The sequence below is a fragment of the Methylobacterium sp. 285MFTsu5.1 genome, from assembly GCF_000383455.1.
In the GTDB taxonomy this organism is placed as follows: domain Bacteria; phylum Pseudomonadota; class Alphaproteobacteria; order Rhizobiales; family Beijerinckiaceae; genus Methylobacterium.
The window spans coordinates 239,506-253,960 of sequence record NZ_KB911274.1 but is presented as its reverse complement, the minus strand read 5'-3'; the positions used below and the strand labels follow the sequence as shown (position 1 = coordinate 253,960).

Below are 14,455 nucleotides of genomic sequence, written 5' to 3'. Positions count from 1 at the left end.
CGGGATCCTGTCTGGGCCCGCGCGACCCGTCACGCGTCGCGGGCCGGGATCGGCTGCCCGCAACCGGGTGCGCACGTCGAGGGGCGTAACCCTAGTCGGGTTTGTGGCGAAATTGCCGTTCCGCGGCGCGATAGGCGCCGATCGGCGCGCTCAGCCTGGAGGCTGGCAGGTGGCGCAGTAGAAGGTCGAGCGGTTCGCCTGCACGATGCGGGTGATCGCGCCGGCGCATCCGGGCCGGCTGCAGGGCAGGCCGACCCGGTCGTAGACCCGGAAGGCGTGCTGGAACGCGCCCGCGCTGCCGTCCGTGTGGGCGTAGTCGCGCAGGGTCGAGCCGCCGGCCTTCACGGCCTCCTCGAGGACCTGCACGATCGCCTTGGCCAGGGCGTTGGCCTTGGGCGTCGGGCGCCCGTCCGGCCGGGCGAGGCTCCCGGCCGGCGCTTCCGGATGCAGGCGCGCCCGGTGCAGCGCCTCGCACACGTAGATGTTGCCAAGGCCCGCGATCAGGCGCTGGTCGAGCAGGGCGGCCTTCAGCGGCGCGATCTTGTGGCGGAAGAGCTGCGCGATCACAGCCCCGGTCAGCCCGTCGAGGGGCTCCACGCCCATCCGGGCGAAGTGGCGGCAGGCCGCGAGCTCCGCGCTCGGGACCAGATCCATGAAGCCGAAGCGGCGGGCGTCGTTGTAGGTCACCGTGGCGCCGGTGCTCATCGCCATGACCACGTGGTCGTGCCGGGGCGTGCCCTGGGCGCCTTCGAGGTAGAAGTCTCCCGGCGACAGGTTGCTGCCGTCGGGCAGAGCCACGTCGAACCGCCCGCTCATGCCGAGATGCATGACCAGCGTCTCGCCCGAGTCGAGGGCGGCGGTGAGGTACTTCGCCCGGCGCGCGAGGCTCGTGACGGTCCGCCCCTCGAGGCGGGCGGCGAAGCGCTCGGGGAACGGGAAGCGCAGGTTGGGCCGGCGCAGGGTGACGCGGCTGAACCGCGCGCCGACCAGGGCGGGCGCCAATCCCCGCCGCACGGTCTCGACCTCGGGAAGCTCCGGCATCTCTCTCGCGATTTCTGCGTCCGCGGCGCCCCGTGCGCCGGATCCGGATATCGGCGGGATCGGTCCGGGCCGCAACCGCGGGGAACCGGCGCGGTTTGCCGCGCGTCCCGCGCCGAGGCCCGTCCTAGCGGCGGCGCAGGCGGACGTAGAGGGCGCCGCCGCCGCCATGGTGGCGGGCGGCCTCCTCGAAGCCGAGGACGATGCCGCGCAGATCCGGCCCCCGCAGCCAGTGCGGCACGCTGCGGCGGAGGACGCCCCGCTCGGAGAAGGCGTCCGCGTGGCCCGGGCCGCCCTTGCCGGTGACGACCAGCACGTAGGAATGCCCAGCGGCCCGGGCGCGGAGCAGGAAGCCCGTCAGCGCGGCGTGGGCCTCGGCCTGCACCATCCCGTGCAGGTCGATCCGCGCCTCGATCGCGAGCCGCCCCCGGCGCAGGCCGAGCTTGGCGTTCCGCTCCAGCCCGGCACTCGGCGCGTGCCGCTGGGGCGGCGCCTGGTAGGGAGCGGCGGTGGCCGGGCGCGCCGGCTCCGAGGCCGGCTTCGGCGGGTGCTTCGCCCGCGGCCTCTTGGCGGCCGGCGGCGCGCTGGGCTTCAGGATCGGCGCCGAGAGGGCCGGCATGGTGGCGGTCGGGCCCGGCGGCGGAGGTGTCTCGGGCACCGGGGCGGCGCGGCCCGGCAGCGGCGTGACCAGCTTGGCGATCGCGTCCCAGAGGCGGGTCTCTCCCGCGGTGAGGCGGCGCCCGCGGCGCGGGGCCCTCACGGCGCGGCTCCGGGCACCGCCGCGCGGCGCGGCAGCAGGACCACGAAGCCGATCGCGTCGCGGAGGTTGCCGGCGGCCACGCCGGCCTCCGCACCGGTACCGACGAAGAGGTCGCCGCGGGCGGGGCCGACGATCGCCGAGCCGGTATCGGCGGCGATGACGAGGCGCCCGGCCTCACCTGGTGTCGCGCCGGGGAGGGGGCCGGCGAGCCAGAACGGCAGGCCGTACCGCCAGAGGGTCGAATCCACCGCCAGGCTGCGGCCCGGGTTGAGGGGGGCGTTCGCGGCGCCCGGTGGCCCGAGGGCCGGATCCGCGACCGGAGCGAGGCGGAAGAAGATGTAGGAGGCGTTGGCGCGGATCAGGCGCTTGGCGGTCTCGGGATGGGCGCGCAGCCAGCCGGTCCAGCGGGCGAGCGTCAGGCCCTCCAGGGGCAGGTGGCCCTCTTGGACGATCAGCTTGGCCACCGCCGTGTAGGGGCGGCCGTTGCGGCCGTCGTAGAGCACCCGCACCGCGCGCCCGTCCGGCAGCCGGACGCGCCCGGAACCCTGGACCTGCAGGACCAGCAGGTCGACCGCGTCGCGCAGCCACAGGATCGGCTTCGCCCGCGCGCCCAGGGCGCCGTCGTCGATCGCGGCGCGGTCGGGGTAGGGGGCGAAGCCGTCCGCGGTGGCGCGGGCGGCGCGCAGGCCCGGGTCGAGCCCCGGGCGGGTCTCGCCGGGGCCGAGGGAGATCAGGTCATCGGGGCGGGCCAGGACCGGCGTCGGGAAATCCGGGCCGGGCTCCAGGGAGCCGGTGAGTTCCGGCTCGAAATAGCCGGTCAGGAAGCCGGGCCGGTCCGCGCCGGGCCGCGCGACGCGGAACGCCTCGAACCGCTCGCGGAAGAAGGCGGCGGCGTCGGGCACGGGGCCGGCGGCGGCCGCGCAGGCCTCGGCGAGGGCGGCCGGATCTCCCGCGACGCCGTCGGGCTGGGGCAGGGCGGGCGGCGGGGCCGCGCAGACGCGGCGGAAGGCGTCGAGCGCCGCCTCAGCCCCCGCGCCGGGGAAGCCCGGCAGGTCCGCCGCGGCCACGGGGGTCAGCACCGCGCCGCCGACTGCCGTCGGCGCGGCGGACACGGCATGACTCAGGAGGGACGCGAGGAGGGCGGCCGGGACTGCTCCGGACCGGGCGCGGGACATCGGCACGGCAAGATCGTCACGGAACGCCGGTCACGGACTCAGGCGCCGGCCTCGGTGGCCACGAGCTGCCAGTTCGGGTCCCGCGAGCCAAGCGTGCGGGCGAAGGTCCAGACATCCGGCACCTCGACCACCGTCTCGGCGCTGCCGTCCACCACCTTGCCGTCGGCGTCGCGGGTGGCGGTGATCAGGTTCGACAGGAAGCGGACGGTGACGTGCGCCACGCGGTTGCGCACCTCGACGGCGACGATCTCGGCCTTGTCGATCGACACGAAGGTGGTCTCGAGCGTCTGCCGGTTGCGCTCGCGCTCGGCGATCGCCCGCTCGAACGCCTCGCCGACCTCTTTCGAGAGGAGGCCGCGCAGGGTCTTCCGGTCACCCTTGGCGAAGGCGATCATGATGGCTTCGTAGGCCGACTTGGCGCCCTCGATGAAAGCGCGGGGATCGAAGCTTGGCTCCGCCTGGATGCAGGCCTCCAGGCCGCGCGCGACCTCGGATCCCGGCTCGGCGATCCCGCGCCAGTCCCGCGGGGCGGCGGCGGGCTGCGGCGCGGCCTGGACCCGGTCGGCGCCGGGCAGGCGAACGACGTTGTCGCCGTCGGAGCGCGCCTGGGGCTCAGTCCGGCTGCGGTCGACCGGTTTGAACGGCGAGCGCTCGGCCCCCGTCTTCTGACCGAGCACCGAGCGCAGACGCCAGATCACGAAGACGGCCAGCGCGAGGAAGATGATCGTCGTAACGTCGAAACTGTCCTGCATCACCGATCCGATGGTGGCCGCGGCGAGACCCTGTGCCCCTTGCTCAGGTCGCGCGCGGTGCGGCGCCGGCTAAGCGCGCAGAGGTCTGGCCGACTCATATCCGACCAACGCGTCGGGAGCGAGCCGGTTGTGTCGGCCGGACGATCGAACCCACGCGTCAATTGCGATCCGGTCGATATGGGTCGTGGGGGCCGCCGGCGCCAGCGCCGCGCCCGCTCGCTTGTCCAGGCCCGGCCCGCGTGTTAGCGGCCCTGCCGTTTGGGCAGTTCCGCGGCGTGATCCAGCCGCTCCCGCCGCGACAACAACCCGCGCCGGCCCTGCCGGTCGATCGAGAAGGATGATCCGCATGGCCGATTCCCCGGCAGCGAACGGCAACGGCGGCGGCATGCCGCAGGGCGATGCGCCGACCATCAACGCCCTGGCGCAGTACACGAAGGACCTGTCCTTCGAGAATCCGAACGCACCGCGCTCGCTCCAGCCCAAGGAGGGCCAGGGGCCGCAGATCAACATCCAGGTGAACGTCAACGCGCAGCAGCTCTCGGAGACCGATTTCGAGGTCGAGTTGAAGCTCGAGGGCGACGCCAAGATCCAGAACGAGGTGCTGTTCGCCTTCGAGGTGACCTATGCCGGCGTTTTCCGGCTCCTCAACATCCCGGCCGACCAGATCCATCCGGCGGTGATGATCGAGTGCCCGCGCCTGCTCTTCCCCTTCGCCCGCCAGATCGTGGCCGAGGCGGTGCGCAACGGCGGCTTCCCGCCCCTGTACATCGACCCGATCGATTTCGTCGGCCTCTACCGGCAGAAGGTGATGGAGCAGCAGGGCGCCCAGGGCCCGCTCGCCTCCTGAGGCAGGACGAGCCGGCGGCCGCTCAGCGGCCGCCGGGACCGCGATACGCCGCCGCCAGGGCGCGCAGCGCCTCGGCGGGGCGCCCGGCCAGGCGGCGGGCGCGCAGGACCACGAAGGTGCGCGGCAGTTCGGGTAGCCCGAACCGGCCGCCGACCTCCACGGCGCCGGCCGGTGCCGTGCTCGGCGCCAGGGCCGCCACCGCCAGCCCCGCCATCACGGCCGCCCCCACCGCCAGCACGCCGCCGCCGACGAAGACCTCGGTCCAGGGGAGCCCGGCCGCGTCGAGAACCCGCGTCGCCGCGCCCCGGACCGTGCAGGGGCCCGCGAGTCCCGCCAGCCGCAGCGTCTCGCCCGGCCGGGGCGCCGGGAAATCCGGTGCGGCGAACCAGCCCAGCCGCTCCTCCGCCAGGACCGCGCCGCCGTGGCCGGCCTCGTCTTCCGTCCGGAAGATCACCGCGTCGTAGCCGCCCTCGCCGGAGGATCCGAACGCGGCCGCGAGATCGCGCGACGGGACGATCCGCACCTCCGTGATCAGCCCGGCCCGATCCAGGCCCAGGCGCCGCAGCAGCACCGGCAGATCGGGGCCGGCGACGTGGTCGCTGATCCCGAGGCTGAGCCGGGCGGGCTGCGCCGTCGCCGCGTCGGCCACGGCGCTGTCATGGGCGTCCAGGAGGCGCCGAGCGGCCGGCAGGAACAGGGCGCCCTGGCGCGTCAGGTCCACGTGCCGCGGGGTCCGGTCCAGGAGGCGCGTGCCGAGCCGGTCCTCGAGCCGCTTCAGCCGCAGGCTGATCGCCGCCTGCGACGTGGCGAGCGCCTCGGCGGCACGGGTGAAGCTGCCGAGATCGACCACGCGCACGAAGGCCAGGACGCCTTCGAGGTCGAGGGGACGATCGGCGACCATAACGCACTCTTATCGTAGATATCAGCGCCGATATGTCCCCGTTATCGAGGCGGCGTGCAAGCCTGCGGGCCTCTTCGGGAGTGCCCCATGCTGATCACCCGCTACCGCCATCGTCTGCCGGCCGACTACGCCATGGACAGGATCCGCGCGCGCGTCGCCGCCCGCGCGCCGGCCTGGGACGCGGTGCCCGGCCTCGTCTTCAAGGCCTTCACGGTCGAGGACCGGGCGCGCGGGGCCGCCGCCAACGCCTACAGCTCTCTCTATCTCTGGCAGGATGCCGGCGCCGCCGCCGCGTTCCTGGCCGGGGCTGGGTTCGGCGCCGTGATCGCGAGCTTCGGCCGGCCGCGCATCGAGACGTGGCTGGCGGTCGCAGCCGCGTTCGGGCCGGGGGACGCGGCGGGCGCCCTCTCGGAGGAGACGCGTCTCGTCGGGCCCGCGGAGGATCTCGCCGCCCTGCGCGACGACGAGCGGGGACGCGGGCGCGACATCGCGGCCGGGCGCGACGTCCTCGCCACCGTGGCCGGGCTCGATCCCGACGGATGGCGCCTCACCCGCTTCACCCTCCGTGCCGAGGCGGCCGCCGGACTGTCCGGAACCGCGATCGCCCATCTCGCCGCGCCGGGCCTCGCCGCGGCGCGCGGCCGCTGATTTCCCACTCATCGAGGAGCCAGACCATGCCTCTGACCCGCATCTCCCTGCGTGCCGGGACGACCGAGACCTACCGGGCCGCTCTCGTCGCGGGTGTCTACGACGCCATGCGCGAGACCTTCGCGGTGCCGGAGGGCGACCTGTTCGCCCTGGTGCACCAGCACGACGCGTCGGACTTCGTCTACGGTCCCGACTATCTCGGGATCCGGCGCAGCGACCGCCTCGTGATCGTCCAGATCACCGCCAACGCGACGCGCGGCACCGCGCAGAAGCGCGCCCTCTACGCCGCCGTGACCCGCAACCTCGCCCGCGATCCCGGCGTGGCGCCGGGGGACGTCTTCATCAACCTCGTCGAGGTCAACCCGGAGAACTGGTCATTCGGGGAGGGGCTGATGCAGTACGGCCCGCGGGAGCCGTGAGGCCGGTGCAGCGAGTCCGCCGCGGGAGCGGTGCGGCGATGATGGCGGCGATCCGGGCTTGACCGTTCCGGGGGGGGAGTACAGGTCCGGGGCCCGAAACGGCTCCAGGATCGCATGGCCCCCACCGCAAACCTCGCCCTGATCAACCTGTTCATCGGGGACATCCAGGGCGGCCTCGGACCCTTTCTCGGGACCTGGCTGGCAGAATCGGCCTCGTGGAGCCCCGCGCGGGTCGGGTTCGTCATCACGCTGGTCGGCATCGGCACGCTGTTCCTGAGCGGACCGTTCGGTGCCCTGGTCGATCGGTTCCCGCGCCCGCGCCTGCTGATCGCGCTGGCCTGCGGGGCGATCCTGGTGGGAACGCTGCTGCTCCTGCCGGCCCGCAGCTTCCCGGCGGTGCTGTGCGCGCAGCTGTTCGCGGCGGCCGGCGGCACCCTGCTGCTGCCGGCCGTCGCGGCGCTGACTCTGGGTATCGTCGGCAAGGACCGGTTCCCCGCGCAGCAGGGGCGCAACCAGGCCTTCAATCACGTCGGTATCCTGATCGCGGCGGGCGCCATCAGCCTCGGCACCGGCTATTTCGGCCCGGCGATCGCCTTCTGGGTGCTCGGCGGCATGGCGCTGGCGGCGATCGCCGCGACGGCGACGATGCCGGCCAAGGCGTGGAGCCGCCGCCGCGCCGTCGGCTGGAAGGAGGACGACTCGGACGAGCCGGAGCGCAGCGGCCTCCGCCAGGTCCTGGGGAACCGTCGCCTGCTGGTGCTGACCGTGGCGCTGACCCTGTTCAATCTCGGGAACGGCGGCATGCTCTCGCTGCTCGGCCAGAAGCTGGTCGCGACCGCGGCCGACGCCACAACCTGGACGGCCCGCTACGTCATGGTGGCCCAGCTGGTGATGGTCCCGGTGGCGCTGTTCGCCGGATCGCTCGCCGACAAGCGCGGCCGCCGCCAACTGCTGATGGTCGCCTTCGCGGTCCTGCCGGTGCGGGCGCTGCTGTCCGGCCTCATCGACGATCCGGTCTGGCTGATCGCCGCCGAGGTGCTGGACGGCGTCGCCTCCGGCATCGTCGGGGTGGCGGTGCCGGTCATCGTCGCCGACCTGACCTGGGGATCCGGCCGGACCCAGACGGCCATCGGCAGCGTCAACGCCGTGCAGGGCGTCGGCGGCGCCCTGTCGGGCTGGTACGGCGGCCTGTCCTACGGGATGTTCGGCTGGACCGGCGCCTTCCTGGCTCTCGGCCTGCCGGCGCTCATCGCCCTCGCGCTGGTGATCTGGCTCGACGCGACGCCCGAGCCCGGCCGGCGCAGCCGCCGGCGGGAGCGGCGCAGCACCGCCGCTCAGGGAGCCTGAACCGGCCGCGCGACCGAAGCCCGCGTCGACCCGCTATAGGACCGGATCGGGGCGCCCCCGCGCGTTGCGGTGCCGCCGGACGCGGGGCCCTCTGAAACGCGAAAACCCGGCCTCGGGGCCGGGCTTCGCGTCGGTGTCGCTACCGCGTGGGCTCAGCCGATATGCGGGCTGCCGGTCGCGGCGGGGAAGCGGTCGGCCAGGGCGCGGCGCAGCTTCTCCAGGGCCCGGTTCTCGATCTGGCGGACGCGCTCCTTGGAGATGCCGAGCCGCTGGCCCAGGGCCTCCAGGGTTGCCTGATCCTCGGCGAGGCGGCGCTCGCGCAGGATGCGCAGCTCGCGCTCCGACAGCACGGTCAGGGCCTGCTGGAGCCAGCTCAACCGACGCTCGCCGTCGACCGTGGCGCTCACGGTCTCGTCCGGCAGGTCGGCGCCGTCGACGAGGAAGTCCATCCGCTCCGACGAGGCGTCGCTGTCCTCGCCCACCGGGGCGTTGAGCGACATGTCGGGACCGGAGAGGCGCGCGTCCATCAGGGCGACGTCGTCCCGCGACACGCCGATGGCGCTGGCGATGCGGCGGTGGATCTCGTCGCCGACATGCTCCTCGGTGGATTGCATCAGCCGGGCGCGCAGCCGCCGCAGGTTGAAGAACAGGGCCTTCTGCGCGGAGGACGTGCCGCCGCGCACGATCGACCAGTTGCGCAGGATGTAATCCTGGATCGACGCGCGGATCCACCACGTCGCGTAGGTCGAGAAGCGGACGTCCCGCTCGGGCTCGAACCGGGCGGCGGCCTCCATCAGGCCGACATGCCCTTCCTGGACGAGGTCGGCCATGGGCAGGCCGTAGTGACGAAAACGCCCCGCCAGGGCGATGACGAGGCGCATATGGGCGGAGATCAGACGGTGGAGGGCCCGCTCGTCGCGCTCGTCCTTCCAGCGGACGGCGAGGCCGCGCTCTTCTTCCCGGGCCAGGAAGGGTGCCTCCATGGCAGTCCGTATGAACTGCCGTCGAATTCCCGCGATCTCAGCCATCCGCCTGCCTCTTGTTGTCGAGTGCTGTTGCGGCGTCGAGCCGATAGCCCGACGCGCAGGCGCCACCGAGAGGCGACGCCAGGCAACCGACAACGGAAGGCAAAACGCGAAAGTTCCGTCCCGATGCCCCACAATGCGACAACCGGGCGGCCACGAAATCGTGTTCCGTTCCGATCAGATGGGATCCGGCCGCGCGCCGTCCAGCCCGGATGTCCCGAAACGACCGGGCCGGCGCGCCGGGTCGGAACGGTCCGGGCACAAAAAACCCGGCCAAAGGGGCCGGGTTCGATGTCGTCCGCGGGGGGGAAGCGCGCCTCAGGCGGCCTCCTCCTGAATGTCGTCGCCCTCGCTGTCACCGTCGGCCTCGGCCTCGGGCTCCGCCTCGTTCTTCGCCCTACGGGGCGACTTGGCGAGGCTCTGCTCGATCAGCTTCAGGGCCTCGGTCTCGGTGATGCGGTTCACCGACGAGATCTCGCGCACGATCCGGTCCAGGGCAGCTTCGTAGAGCTGGCGCTCGGAGTAGGACTGCTCCGGCTGAGCCTCGGACCGGAAGAGGTCGCGCACGACCTCGGTGACGGCGAGCAGGTCGCCCGAGTTGATCTTGGCCTCGTATTCCTGCGCGCGGCGCGACCACATGGTGCGCTTGATCCGGGCGCGGCCGGTCAGCAGGTCGAGCGCCTTCTTGACCAGTTCCGGCTCGGCGAGCTTGCGCATGCCCACGCTGTTGGCCTTCGCGGTGGGGACGCGCAGGACCATCTTGTCCTTCTCGAACGATACGACGAACAGCTCAAGCTTGTAGCCGGCGATCTCCTGCTCCTCGATCGCGGTGATGCGACCGACGCCGTGGGCCGGATACACGACAGCCTCGCCGGTCTTGAAGCCCTGCCGGCCTGCGGTCGTCGTCTTCTTGGCTGTGGTCATGCGAGAAGGGCCTCCACTGGCGCGCAGCGTTCGGCGCCGCGCGAAACCGTGTTCTTCCGGGCGGGACACCCGGTCTGCCTCGCCGCTCCCGGACCCGGCGCCGAGCGCACGAATCCGGGCGTTCCCCGGCGCGGCCGTGCGAACGCCTAGCCCGCCCGCCGAAGTCGCCTCCAGCGGTCGAGCGCGTACTACTCCTAACCCACGAAAAGCGAAGGCGTTTCAGCCGGAGGGAGCACGTCAGGCGCGAGCGACGGCAGGCGGATTGTCTACCACAATCCGGCGCGCAGATCAAAGCATCCCTGAAGACGCACGCGCGGACCAAGCGCGGCGCCAAAGAGTTTTACACTGGTGCGGCGGGACAGGAATGACCTGGCCGCGTATCAGGCCCTCGTATGACGCAGCCCCGCCGCGGGGTTCAGCGGCGGCAGGGGCCCGACAGATCTTCCCGCAATCTGGGAAGCGGGCCGCGGGCCGGCGTCAGAACCTGCGGGGCCGGCGCGGGGTCAGTCGCCCGAGCCGGGGTTGGGCGAGAAATGCGCCTCGAGCTTCCCGCTCTTGCCGTCCCAATCCTTGGCGTCGGCCGGCGCTTCCTTCTTCTGCGTGATGTTGGGCCAGGACTTGGCGTAGTCGGCGTTCAGCTTCAGCCACGTGTCGAGATTCGACTCGGTGTCGGGCTTGATCGCCTCGGCGGGGCATTCCGGCTCGCAGACGCCGCAATCGATGCACTCGTCCGGATGGATGACGAGCATGTTCTCGCCTTCGTAGAAGCAGTCCACCGGACAGACCTCGACGCAGTCCGTGTACTTGCACTTGATGCAATTGTCGGTGACGACGTAGGTCATCGGATGTCTTCGTCCTAAAACTCGACTTGGCCCGGGCGGAGCCTGGAGACGGCCCGCGCGCCCGGAGGGTGCTGCGAGGGGAACGCCGGTGAGACCCGACACGGGGACGGATCTCGGAGGCCCACGGCTCTAGACGCTGCCTCCCGGACTGACAAGCGTGCGGGCGCCGCAAGGGTTCGCGTCGGGTCGCTCGCGCGGCCGCTGTGGCGCGACCTCATCACTCGGACGGCCCGTCCGGACCGTCCTCGACCGACAGGGTGCCGCCCGACAGGTCGTCGTAGAGGAGCCGCGCCTCCGACGCCGGGCCGCGGCGCAGGCCGAGACCGAGGACCCGCACGGCCAGGGTCGCGTGGGGCGCCGCCACCGTGACCACGTCACCGATGCCGATGGCCTTCGCGGGGTTCTCGGCCCGGCTGCCGTTCACCCGCACGAAGCCGTCGGAGGCCAGCCGCGCCGCGAGCGACCGGGTCCGCGCGAAGCGCGCGAACCACAGCCACTTGTCGAGGCGCTGCCGGTCCTCGCGCATCCGCCGCGGATCAGCGCTTCCCGCCGTCGCCGGCCTCGAGCTGCGCCTTCAGGGCCGCGAGCTTGGCGAAGGGCGAGTCCGGATCGGGCGCCCGCTCGCGCCGCGGCGGCCGCTGGTCGGGCCGCGGGCCGGAATGGCGCTGCTCGGCGCCGCGCTGGTCGTCGCGGCGTTCCGGACGGCCGCCCTCGAAGCGGTCGCGGCGCGGGCCGCGGTCCCGGCCGGGGCGCGGGCCACCGTCGCCCTCGGCCCGGCGCTGCTCCGGCCGGCCACCGTCGGGACGCCCCTGTCCCGAATGCTGGCCCTGCTGGCCGCCGTCGCGCCCCCGACCAGCCCCGCGGGGACGGTTCTGCGGGCGCTGGTGGGCCGGGCGCTGGTGGCGCTGCAGGCGCCAGACCTCGATCTGCGGGATCTCGGCTGCGCCCTCGCCCTCGGCACCAACGGCCTCGGCCGTCTCGGCCGACTCGGCCGCGTCGGGCTCCACCTCGGCGGCCGCGTCGGGCGCGGTCTCCTCGGCGATGGGTTCGGCCGCCGGCGCGGCGTCCGCCTCGGCCGGCTGCTCCGCCTCGGCGTGGGGCGACTCGGTCGCAGATGTCTCGGTCGCGGGCGCCTCGGTGGCCGCGTCGACCGGCGTGCCGGCCGACTCGTCCGCAGTCTCGCCCTCGGCGGGCTCCGCCTCGAGGGCGGCCGGGGCTTCCTCGGCCGCGTCAGCGTGATCGGCGGTGGTCTCGACACCCTCGGCGGCCGGGGCCTCGTCGCCGACCGGCTCGGCGGCATCAGCCTGCGCGGCGACAGCCTCCTCGGAGGAAGCCTCGGCGGCGGTCGGCGCCGCCGGCGCGGTGGCGGCAGCGGGGACGAGCGGCACCGTGATGGCCGGGCCGGGGCGCGCCTCGGAATTGTAGCCGAGCGACTTCAGGATCGAGGCGAAATCCTCGCCCGAGCATCCGACCAGCGAGGTCATGCCGACGGTGGCCACGAAGCCGTCGCCGTCGGCGGTGCCGTCCGGCGGGGCGCCCGGGGTGGTACCGGGCCGGTAGGCGATCGCCGGGCGGATAAGGTCGGCGAGCCGCTCCAGGATGTCGACCCGCACCGCCCGCTCGCCGCTGACCCGGAAGCCGGCCGCGCGGTAGAGGCCCTTGGCGATCTCGCGGTCGACCTTGATCGAGGTGCGGCCGGAGCCGGCGAGATGCGCGATCTCGTCGAGGCCGCGCTGGTCGAGGCCGCCGTTGCGCAGGGCCCAGAGCTGAGCCGCGAGCGTGCGGGGCGCCGGCTTCAGCAGCGCCGGCAGGAAGATGTGGTAGGCGCCGAACCGGACGCCGTGGCGGCGCAGGGCGCCGCGGCCCTCCTGGTCGAGGCTGCGCATCTCGTGCGCCACCTTCGAGCGCTCCAGCACGCCGAGCGCCTCGACGACTTGGTAGCCGATTCCCTTGGCGAGGCCAGTCAGGTCTGCCGCGGTCTCGATCTCCATCAGCGGCCCGAGCAGCCGCACGATGTAGGCCTTCAACCACGCTTCGAGGCGCGCCTCGACCTTCTCGCGATGCGCGCCGGTCAGGCTGTCGTCCGCCAGCAGACGGATCTGCGGGGCGAACAGCTTCTCGCCGGGGGTGAGCTTGGCGACGGGCGCGCCGGTCCAGCGGATCGTGCCGTCGTGCGAGAGCACGAGGGTCGAATCGGCCGTTGCCGAAAACCGCTCGGCCCGGGACTCGATCTCCCCGGCGAGCGCCTTCTCGGCGGCGCTCCTCAGGGTTTTGGCCTCGTGCCCCTCGGCGCTGGCATCGGGAACGAACAGAAATCCGTGAAGGTGGCCGACATGCTGACCCTCGACGGTGACGTCACCGTCGGCGGTGATCTGGGCTTCGAGCATCGTGTTCTCTCTCAGGCGCCGCATCAGGACGCTTGTGCGCCGGTCGACGAAGCGGCTCGCGAGGCGTTCGTGCAGGGCGTCGGACAGCCTGTCCTCTACCCGACGCGTCTCGCCCTGCCAATGTTCTGGGTCGCGCAGCCAGTCGGGACGGTTCGCCACGAAGGTCCAGGTGCGTCCCTGGGCAATCCGGCGGGACAGCGTGTCGATGTCGCCGTCGGTCCGGTCGATCATCGCGACCTGCTCGGCGAACCACGTGTCGGGGATGCGGCCCGCCATGCCCTTCATGAGGAATCGGTAGAGCTGCGCCACGAGGTCGGCGTGCACCTGCGGGTGGACCTTGCGGTAATCCGGCACGCCGCAGACGTCCCACAGGCGGCGCACCGTAGCGGCGCTCCGCGCCATGTCGCGGATGTCGTCCTCCTTCATGAGGATCTCGAGGGCCTGCTGGTCCTCCCCCATGGGCGCGCGCGTCAGGCCCGATTCGCGCGGGTGCTCGTCGAGGCTCGCCTGCAGGCCCTCCAGGCTGCCGAAGCTGAGATCCGGATTGCGCCACTGCAGGATGCGCAGGGGATCGAAGTCGTGGCTCTCCAGCCGCTCCACCAGCTCGGCCTCGAAGGGCGGGCAGCGTCCGGTCGAGCCGAAGGTACCGTCCGCGAGGTGGCGGCCGGCGCGCCCCGCGATCTGGCCCATCTCGGCGGGGGTGAGCTTGCGGAAGCGGGTGCCGTCGTACTTCCAGTTGGCCGCGAACGCGACGTGATCGACGTCGAGGTTGAGGCCCATCCCGACCGCGTCGGTGGCCACGAGGTAGTCGACGTCCCCCGCCTGGTACATCTCGACCTGGGCGTTGCGGGTCCGCGGCGACAGGGCGCCCAGCACCACCGCGGCGCCCCCGCGCTGGCGGCGGATCAGCTCGGCGATCGCGTAGACCTCCTCGGCCGAGAACGCCACGATGGCGGTGCGCCGGGGCAGGCGCGACAGCCGCTTCTCCCCCGCGAAGGTGAGCTGCGAGAGCCGCGGCCGGGTCGTGGTGTGAACGTTCGGAATCAGGTCCTGGACCAGCGGCAGCATGGTCGAGGAGCCGATCAGCAGGGTCTCCTCCCGGCCGCGGACGTAGAGCAGGCGGTCGGTGAAGACGTGGCCGCGATCCATGTCGGCGGCGAGCTGGATCTCGTCGATGGCGACGTACGCCACGTCGAGGTCACGCGGCATCGCCTCGATGGTGCAGATCCAGTAGCGCGGACGGTCCGGCTTGATCTTCTCCTCGCCCGTGACGAGGGCGACCTTCTCGGGGCCGACCTTCGCGACGACGCGCAGGTAGACCTCGCGGGCGAGCAGCCGCAGGGGCAGCCCGATCATGCCGGTCGGGTGGGCGAGCATCCGCTCGATGGCG

At 73.0% G+C, this 14,455-nt stretch carries 14 protein-coding genes; 4 read left to right on the top strand and 10 right to left on the bottom strand.

Features of this window, described 5'->3' with window-relative positions:
- Nucleotides 1–150: 150 nt before the first annotated feature.
- From mutM to H288_RS0111320, 4 genes are all read right to left on the bottom strand, one after another.
- On the bottom strand, nucleotides 151–1,041 hold the full coding sequence (mutM, locus tag H288_RS0111335; RefSeq protein ID WP_020092704.1) for a bifunctional DNA-formamidopyrimidine glycosylase/DNA-(apurinic or apyrimidinic site) lyase: 891 nt from the start codon (nucleotides 1,039–1,041) through the stop codon (nucleotides 151–153).
- 124 nt (nucleotides 1,042–1,165) lie between these two features.
- Complete coding sequence (locus tag H288_RS0111330; protein WP_020092703.1) at nucleotides 1,166–1,798, bottom strand: Smr/MutS family protein; 633 nt, start codon at nucleotides 1,796–1,798, stop codon at nucleotides 1,166–1,168.
- Nucleotides 1,795–2,979, bottom strand: a complete 1,185-nt coding sequence (locus H288_RS0111325) for an MltA domain-containing protein (RefSeq protein WP_026604853.1) — start codon at nucleotides 2,977–2,979, stop codon at nucleotides 1,795–1,797. The genes H288_RS0111330 and H288_RS0111325 overlap by 4 nt, the downstream gene beginning before the upstream one ends.
- A 32-nt stretch (nucleotides 2,980–3,011) precedes the next feature.
- Entirely contained in the window at nucleotides 3,012–3,725 is a 714-nt protein-coding gene (locus H288_RS0111320) for a Tim44/TimA family putative adaptor protein (protein ID WP_020092701.1), read from the bottom strand.
- A 346-nt stretch (nucleotides 3,726–4,071) separates the two neighbouring features.
- On the opposite strand from H288_RS0111320, the gene secB reads away from it, so the two are divergent.
- On the top strand, nucleotides 4,072–4,572 hold the full coding sequence (secB, locus tag H288_RS0111315; protein WP_026604852.1) for a protein-export chaperone SecB: 501 nt from the start codon (nucleotides 4,072–4,074) through the stop codon (nucleotides 4,570–4,572).
- A gap of 22 nt (nucleotides 4,573–4,594) precedes the next feature.
- On the opposite strand, the gene H288_RS0111310 is transcribed toward secB, so the two are convergent.
- The gene (locus tag H288_RS0111310) at nucleotides 4,595–5,473 is read right to left on the bottom strand and encodes a LysR family transcriptional regulator (protein ID WP_020092699.1); all 879 of its coding nucleotides are present in this window, start codon (nucleotides 5,471–5,473) and stop codon (nucleotides 4,595–4,597) included.
- Nucleotides 5,474–5,560: 87 nt separating this feature from the next.
- Here H288_RS0111310 and H288_RS0111305 point away from each other — a divergent pair, with 87 nt between their 5' ends.
- From H288_RS0111305 to H288_RS0111295, 3 genes are all read left to right on the top strand, one after another.
- Nucleotides 5,561–6,121: a DUF4865 family protein gene (locus H288_RS0111305; protein ID WP_020092698.1), complete on the top strand. Its 561-nt coding sequence runs from the start codon at nucleotides 5,561–5,563 to the stop codon at nucleotides 6,119–6,121.
- A 26-nt stretch (nucleotides 6,122–6,147) separates the two neighbouring features.
- Nucleotides 6,148–6,540, top strand: coding sequence for a tautomerase family protein (locus H288_RS0111300; protein ID WP_020092697.1), 393 nt, complete (start codon nucleotides 6,148–6,150; stop codon nucleotides 6,538–6,540).
- Between the two features lie 114 nt (nucleotides 6,541–6,654).
- Nucleotides 6,655–7,887: an MFS transporter gene (locus H288_RS0111295; protein ID WP_020092696.1), complete on the top strand. Its 1,233-nt coding sequence runs from the start codon at nucleotides 6,655–6,657 to the stop codon at nucleotides 7,885–7,887.
- A 152-nt stretch (nucleotides 7,888–8,039) separates the two neighbouring features.
- Here H288_RS0111295 and H288_RS0111290 read toward each other — a convergent pair whose 3' ends face one another.
- The 5 genes from H288_RS0111290 to H288_RS0111270 all read right to left on the bottom strand — a co-directional run bounded on the left by H288_RS0111290 (nucleotide 8,040) and on the right by H288_RS0111270 (nucleotide 14,442).
- Nucleotides 8,040–8,915, bottom strand: coding sequence for an RNA polymerase factor sigma-32 (locus tag H288_RS0111290; protein WP_012320644.1), 876 nt, complete (start codon nucleotides 8,913–8,915; stop codon nucleotides 8,040–8,042).
- Nucleotides 8,916–9,230: 315 nt separating this feature from the next.
- Entirely contained in the window at nucleotides 9,231–9,836 is a 606-nt protein-coding gene (locus tag H288_RS0111285; RefSeq protein WP_020092694.1) for a CarD family transcriptional regulator, read from the bottom strand.
- Nucleotides 9,837–10,339: 503 nt separating this feature from the next.
- Nucleotides 10,340–10,678: a ferredoxin FdxA gene (fdxA, locus tag H288_RS0111280; RefSeq protein WP_020092693.1), complete on the bottom strand. Its 339-nt coding sequence runs from the start codon at nucleotides 10,676–10,678 to the stop codon at nucleotides 10,340–10,342.
- Between the two features lie 217 nt (nucleotides 10,679–10,895).
- Nucleotides 10,896–11,204: an RNA-binding S4 domain-containing protein gene (locus tag H288_RS0111275; protein ID WP_020092692.1), complete on the bottom strand. Its 309-nt coding sequence runs from the start codon at nucleotides 11,202–11,204 to the stop codon at nucleotides 10,896–10,898.
- Nucleotides 11,205–11,214: 10 nt separating this feature from the next.
- A complete protein-coding gene (locus H288_RS0111270) occupies nucleotides 11,215–14,442 on the bottom strand; it encodes a helicase-related protein (protein ID WP_020092691.1) in 3,228 nt (1,075 codons plus the stop codon).
- Nucleotides 14,443–14,455: the final 13 nt, after the last annotated feature.

Bases quoted from the DNA above. Each gene is read 5' to 3' on its own strand.
- mutM (WP_020092704.1), bottom strand. From the start codon at position 1,041: ATGCCGGAGCTTCCCGAGGTCGAGACCGTGCGGCGGGGATTGGCGCCC.
- H288_RS0111320 (WP_020092701.1), bottom strand. From the start codon at position 3,725: ATGCAGGACAGTTTCGACGTTACGACGATCATCTTCCTCGCGCTGGCC.
- secB (WP_026604852.1), top strand. From the start codon at position 4,072: ATGGCCGATTCCCCGGCAGCGAACGGCAACGGCGGCGGCATGCCGCAG.
- H288_RS0111310 (WP_020092699.1), bottom strand. From the start codon at position 5,473: ATGGTCGCCGATCGTCCCCTCGACCTCGAAGGCGTCCTGGCCTTCGTG.
- H288_RS0111305 (WP_020092698.1), top strand. From the start codon at position 5,561: ATGCTGATCACCCGCTACCGCCATCGTCTGCCGGCCGACTACGCCATG.
- H288_RS0111300 (WP_020092697.1), top strand. From the start codon at position 6,148: ATGCCTCTGACCCGCATCTCCCTGCGTGCCGGGACGACCGAGACCTAC.
- H288_RS0111295 (WP_020092696.1), top strand. From the start codon at position 6,655: ATGGCCCCCACCGCAAACCTCGCCCTGATCAACCTGTTCATCGGGGAC.
- H288_RS0111290 (WP_012320644.1), bottom strand. From the start codon at position 8,915: ATGGCTGAGATCGCGGGAATTCGACGGCAGTTCATACGGACTGCCATG.
- H288_RS0111285 (WP_020092694.1), bottom strand. From the start codon at position 9,836: ATGACCACAGCCAAGAAGACGACGACCGCAGGCCGGCAGGGCTTCAAG.
- fdxA (WP_020092693.1), bottom strand. From the start codon at position 10,678: ATGACCTACGTCGTCACCGACAATTGCATCAAGTGCAAGTACACGGAC.
- H288_RS0111275 (WP_020092692.1), bottom strand. From the start codon at position 11,204: ATGCGCGAGGACCGGCAGCGCCTCGACAAGTGGCTGTGGTTCGCGCGC.
- H288_RS0111270 (WP_020092691.1), bottom strand. From the start codon at position 14,442: ATGCTCGCCCACCCGACCGGCATGATCGGGCTGCCCCTGCGGCTGCTC.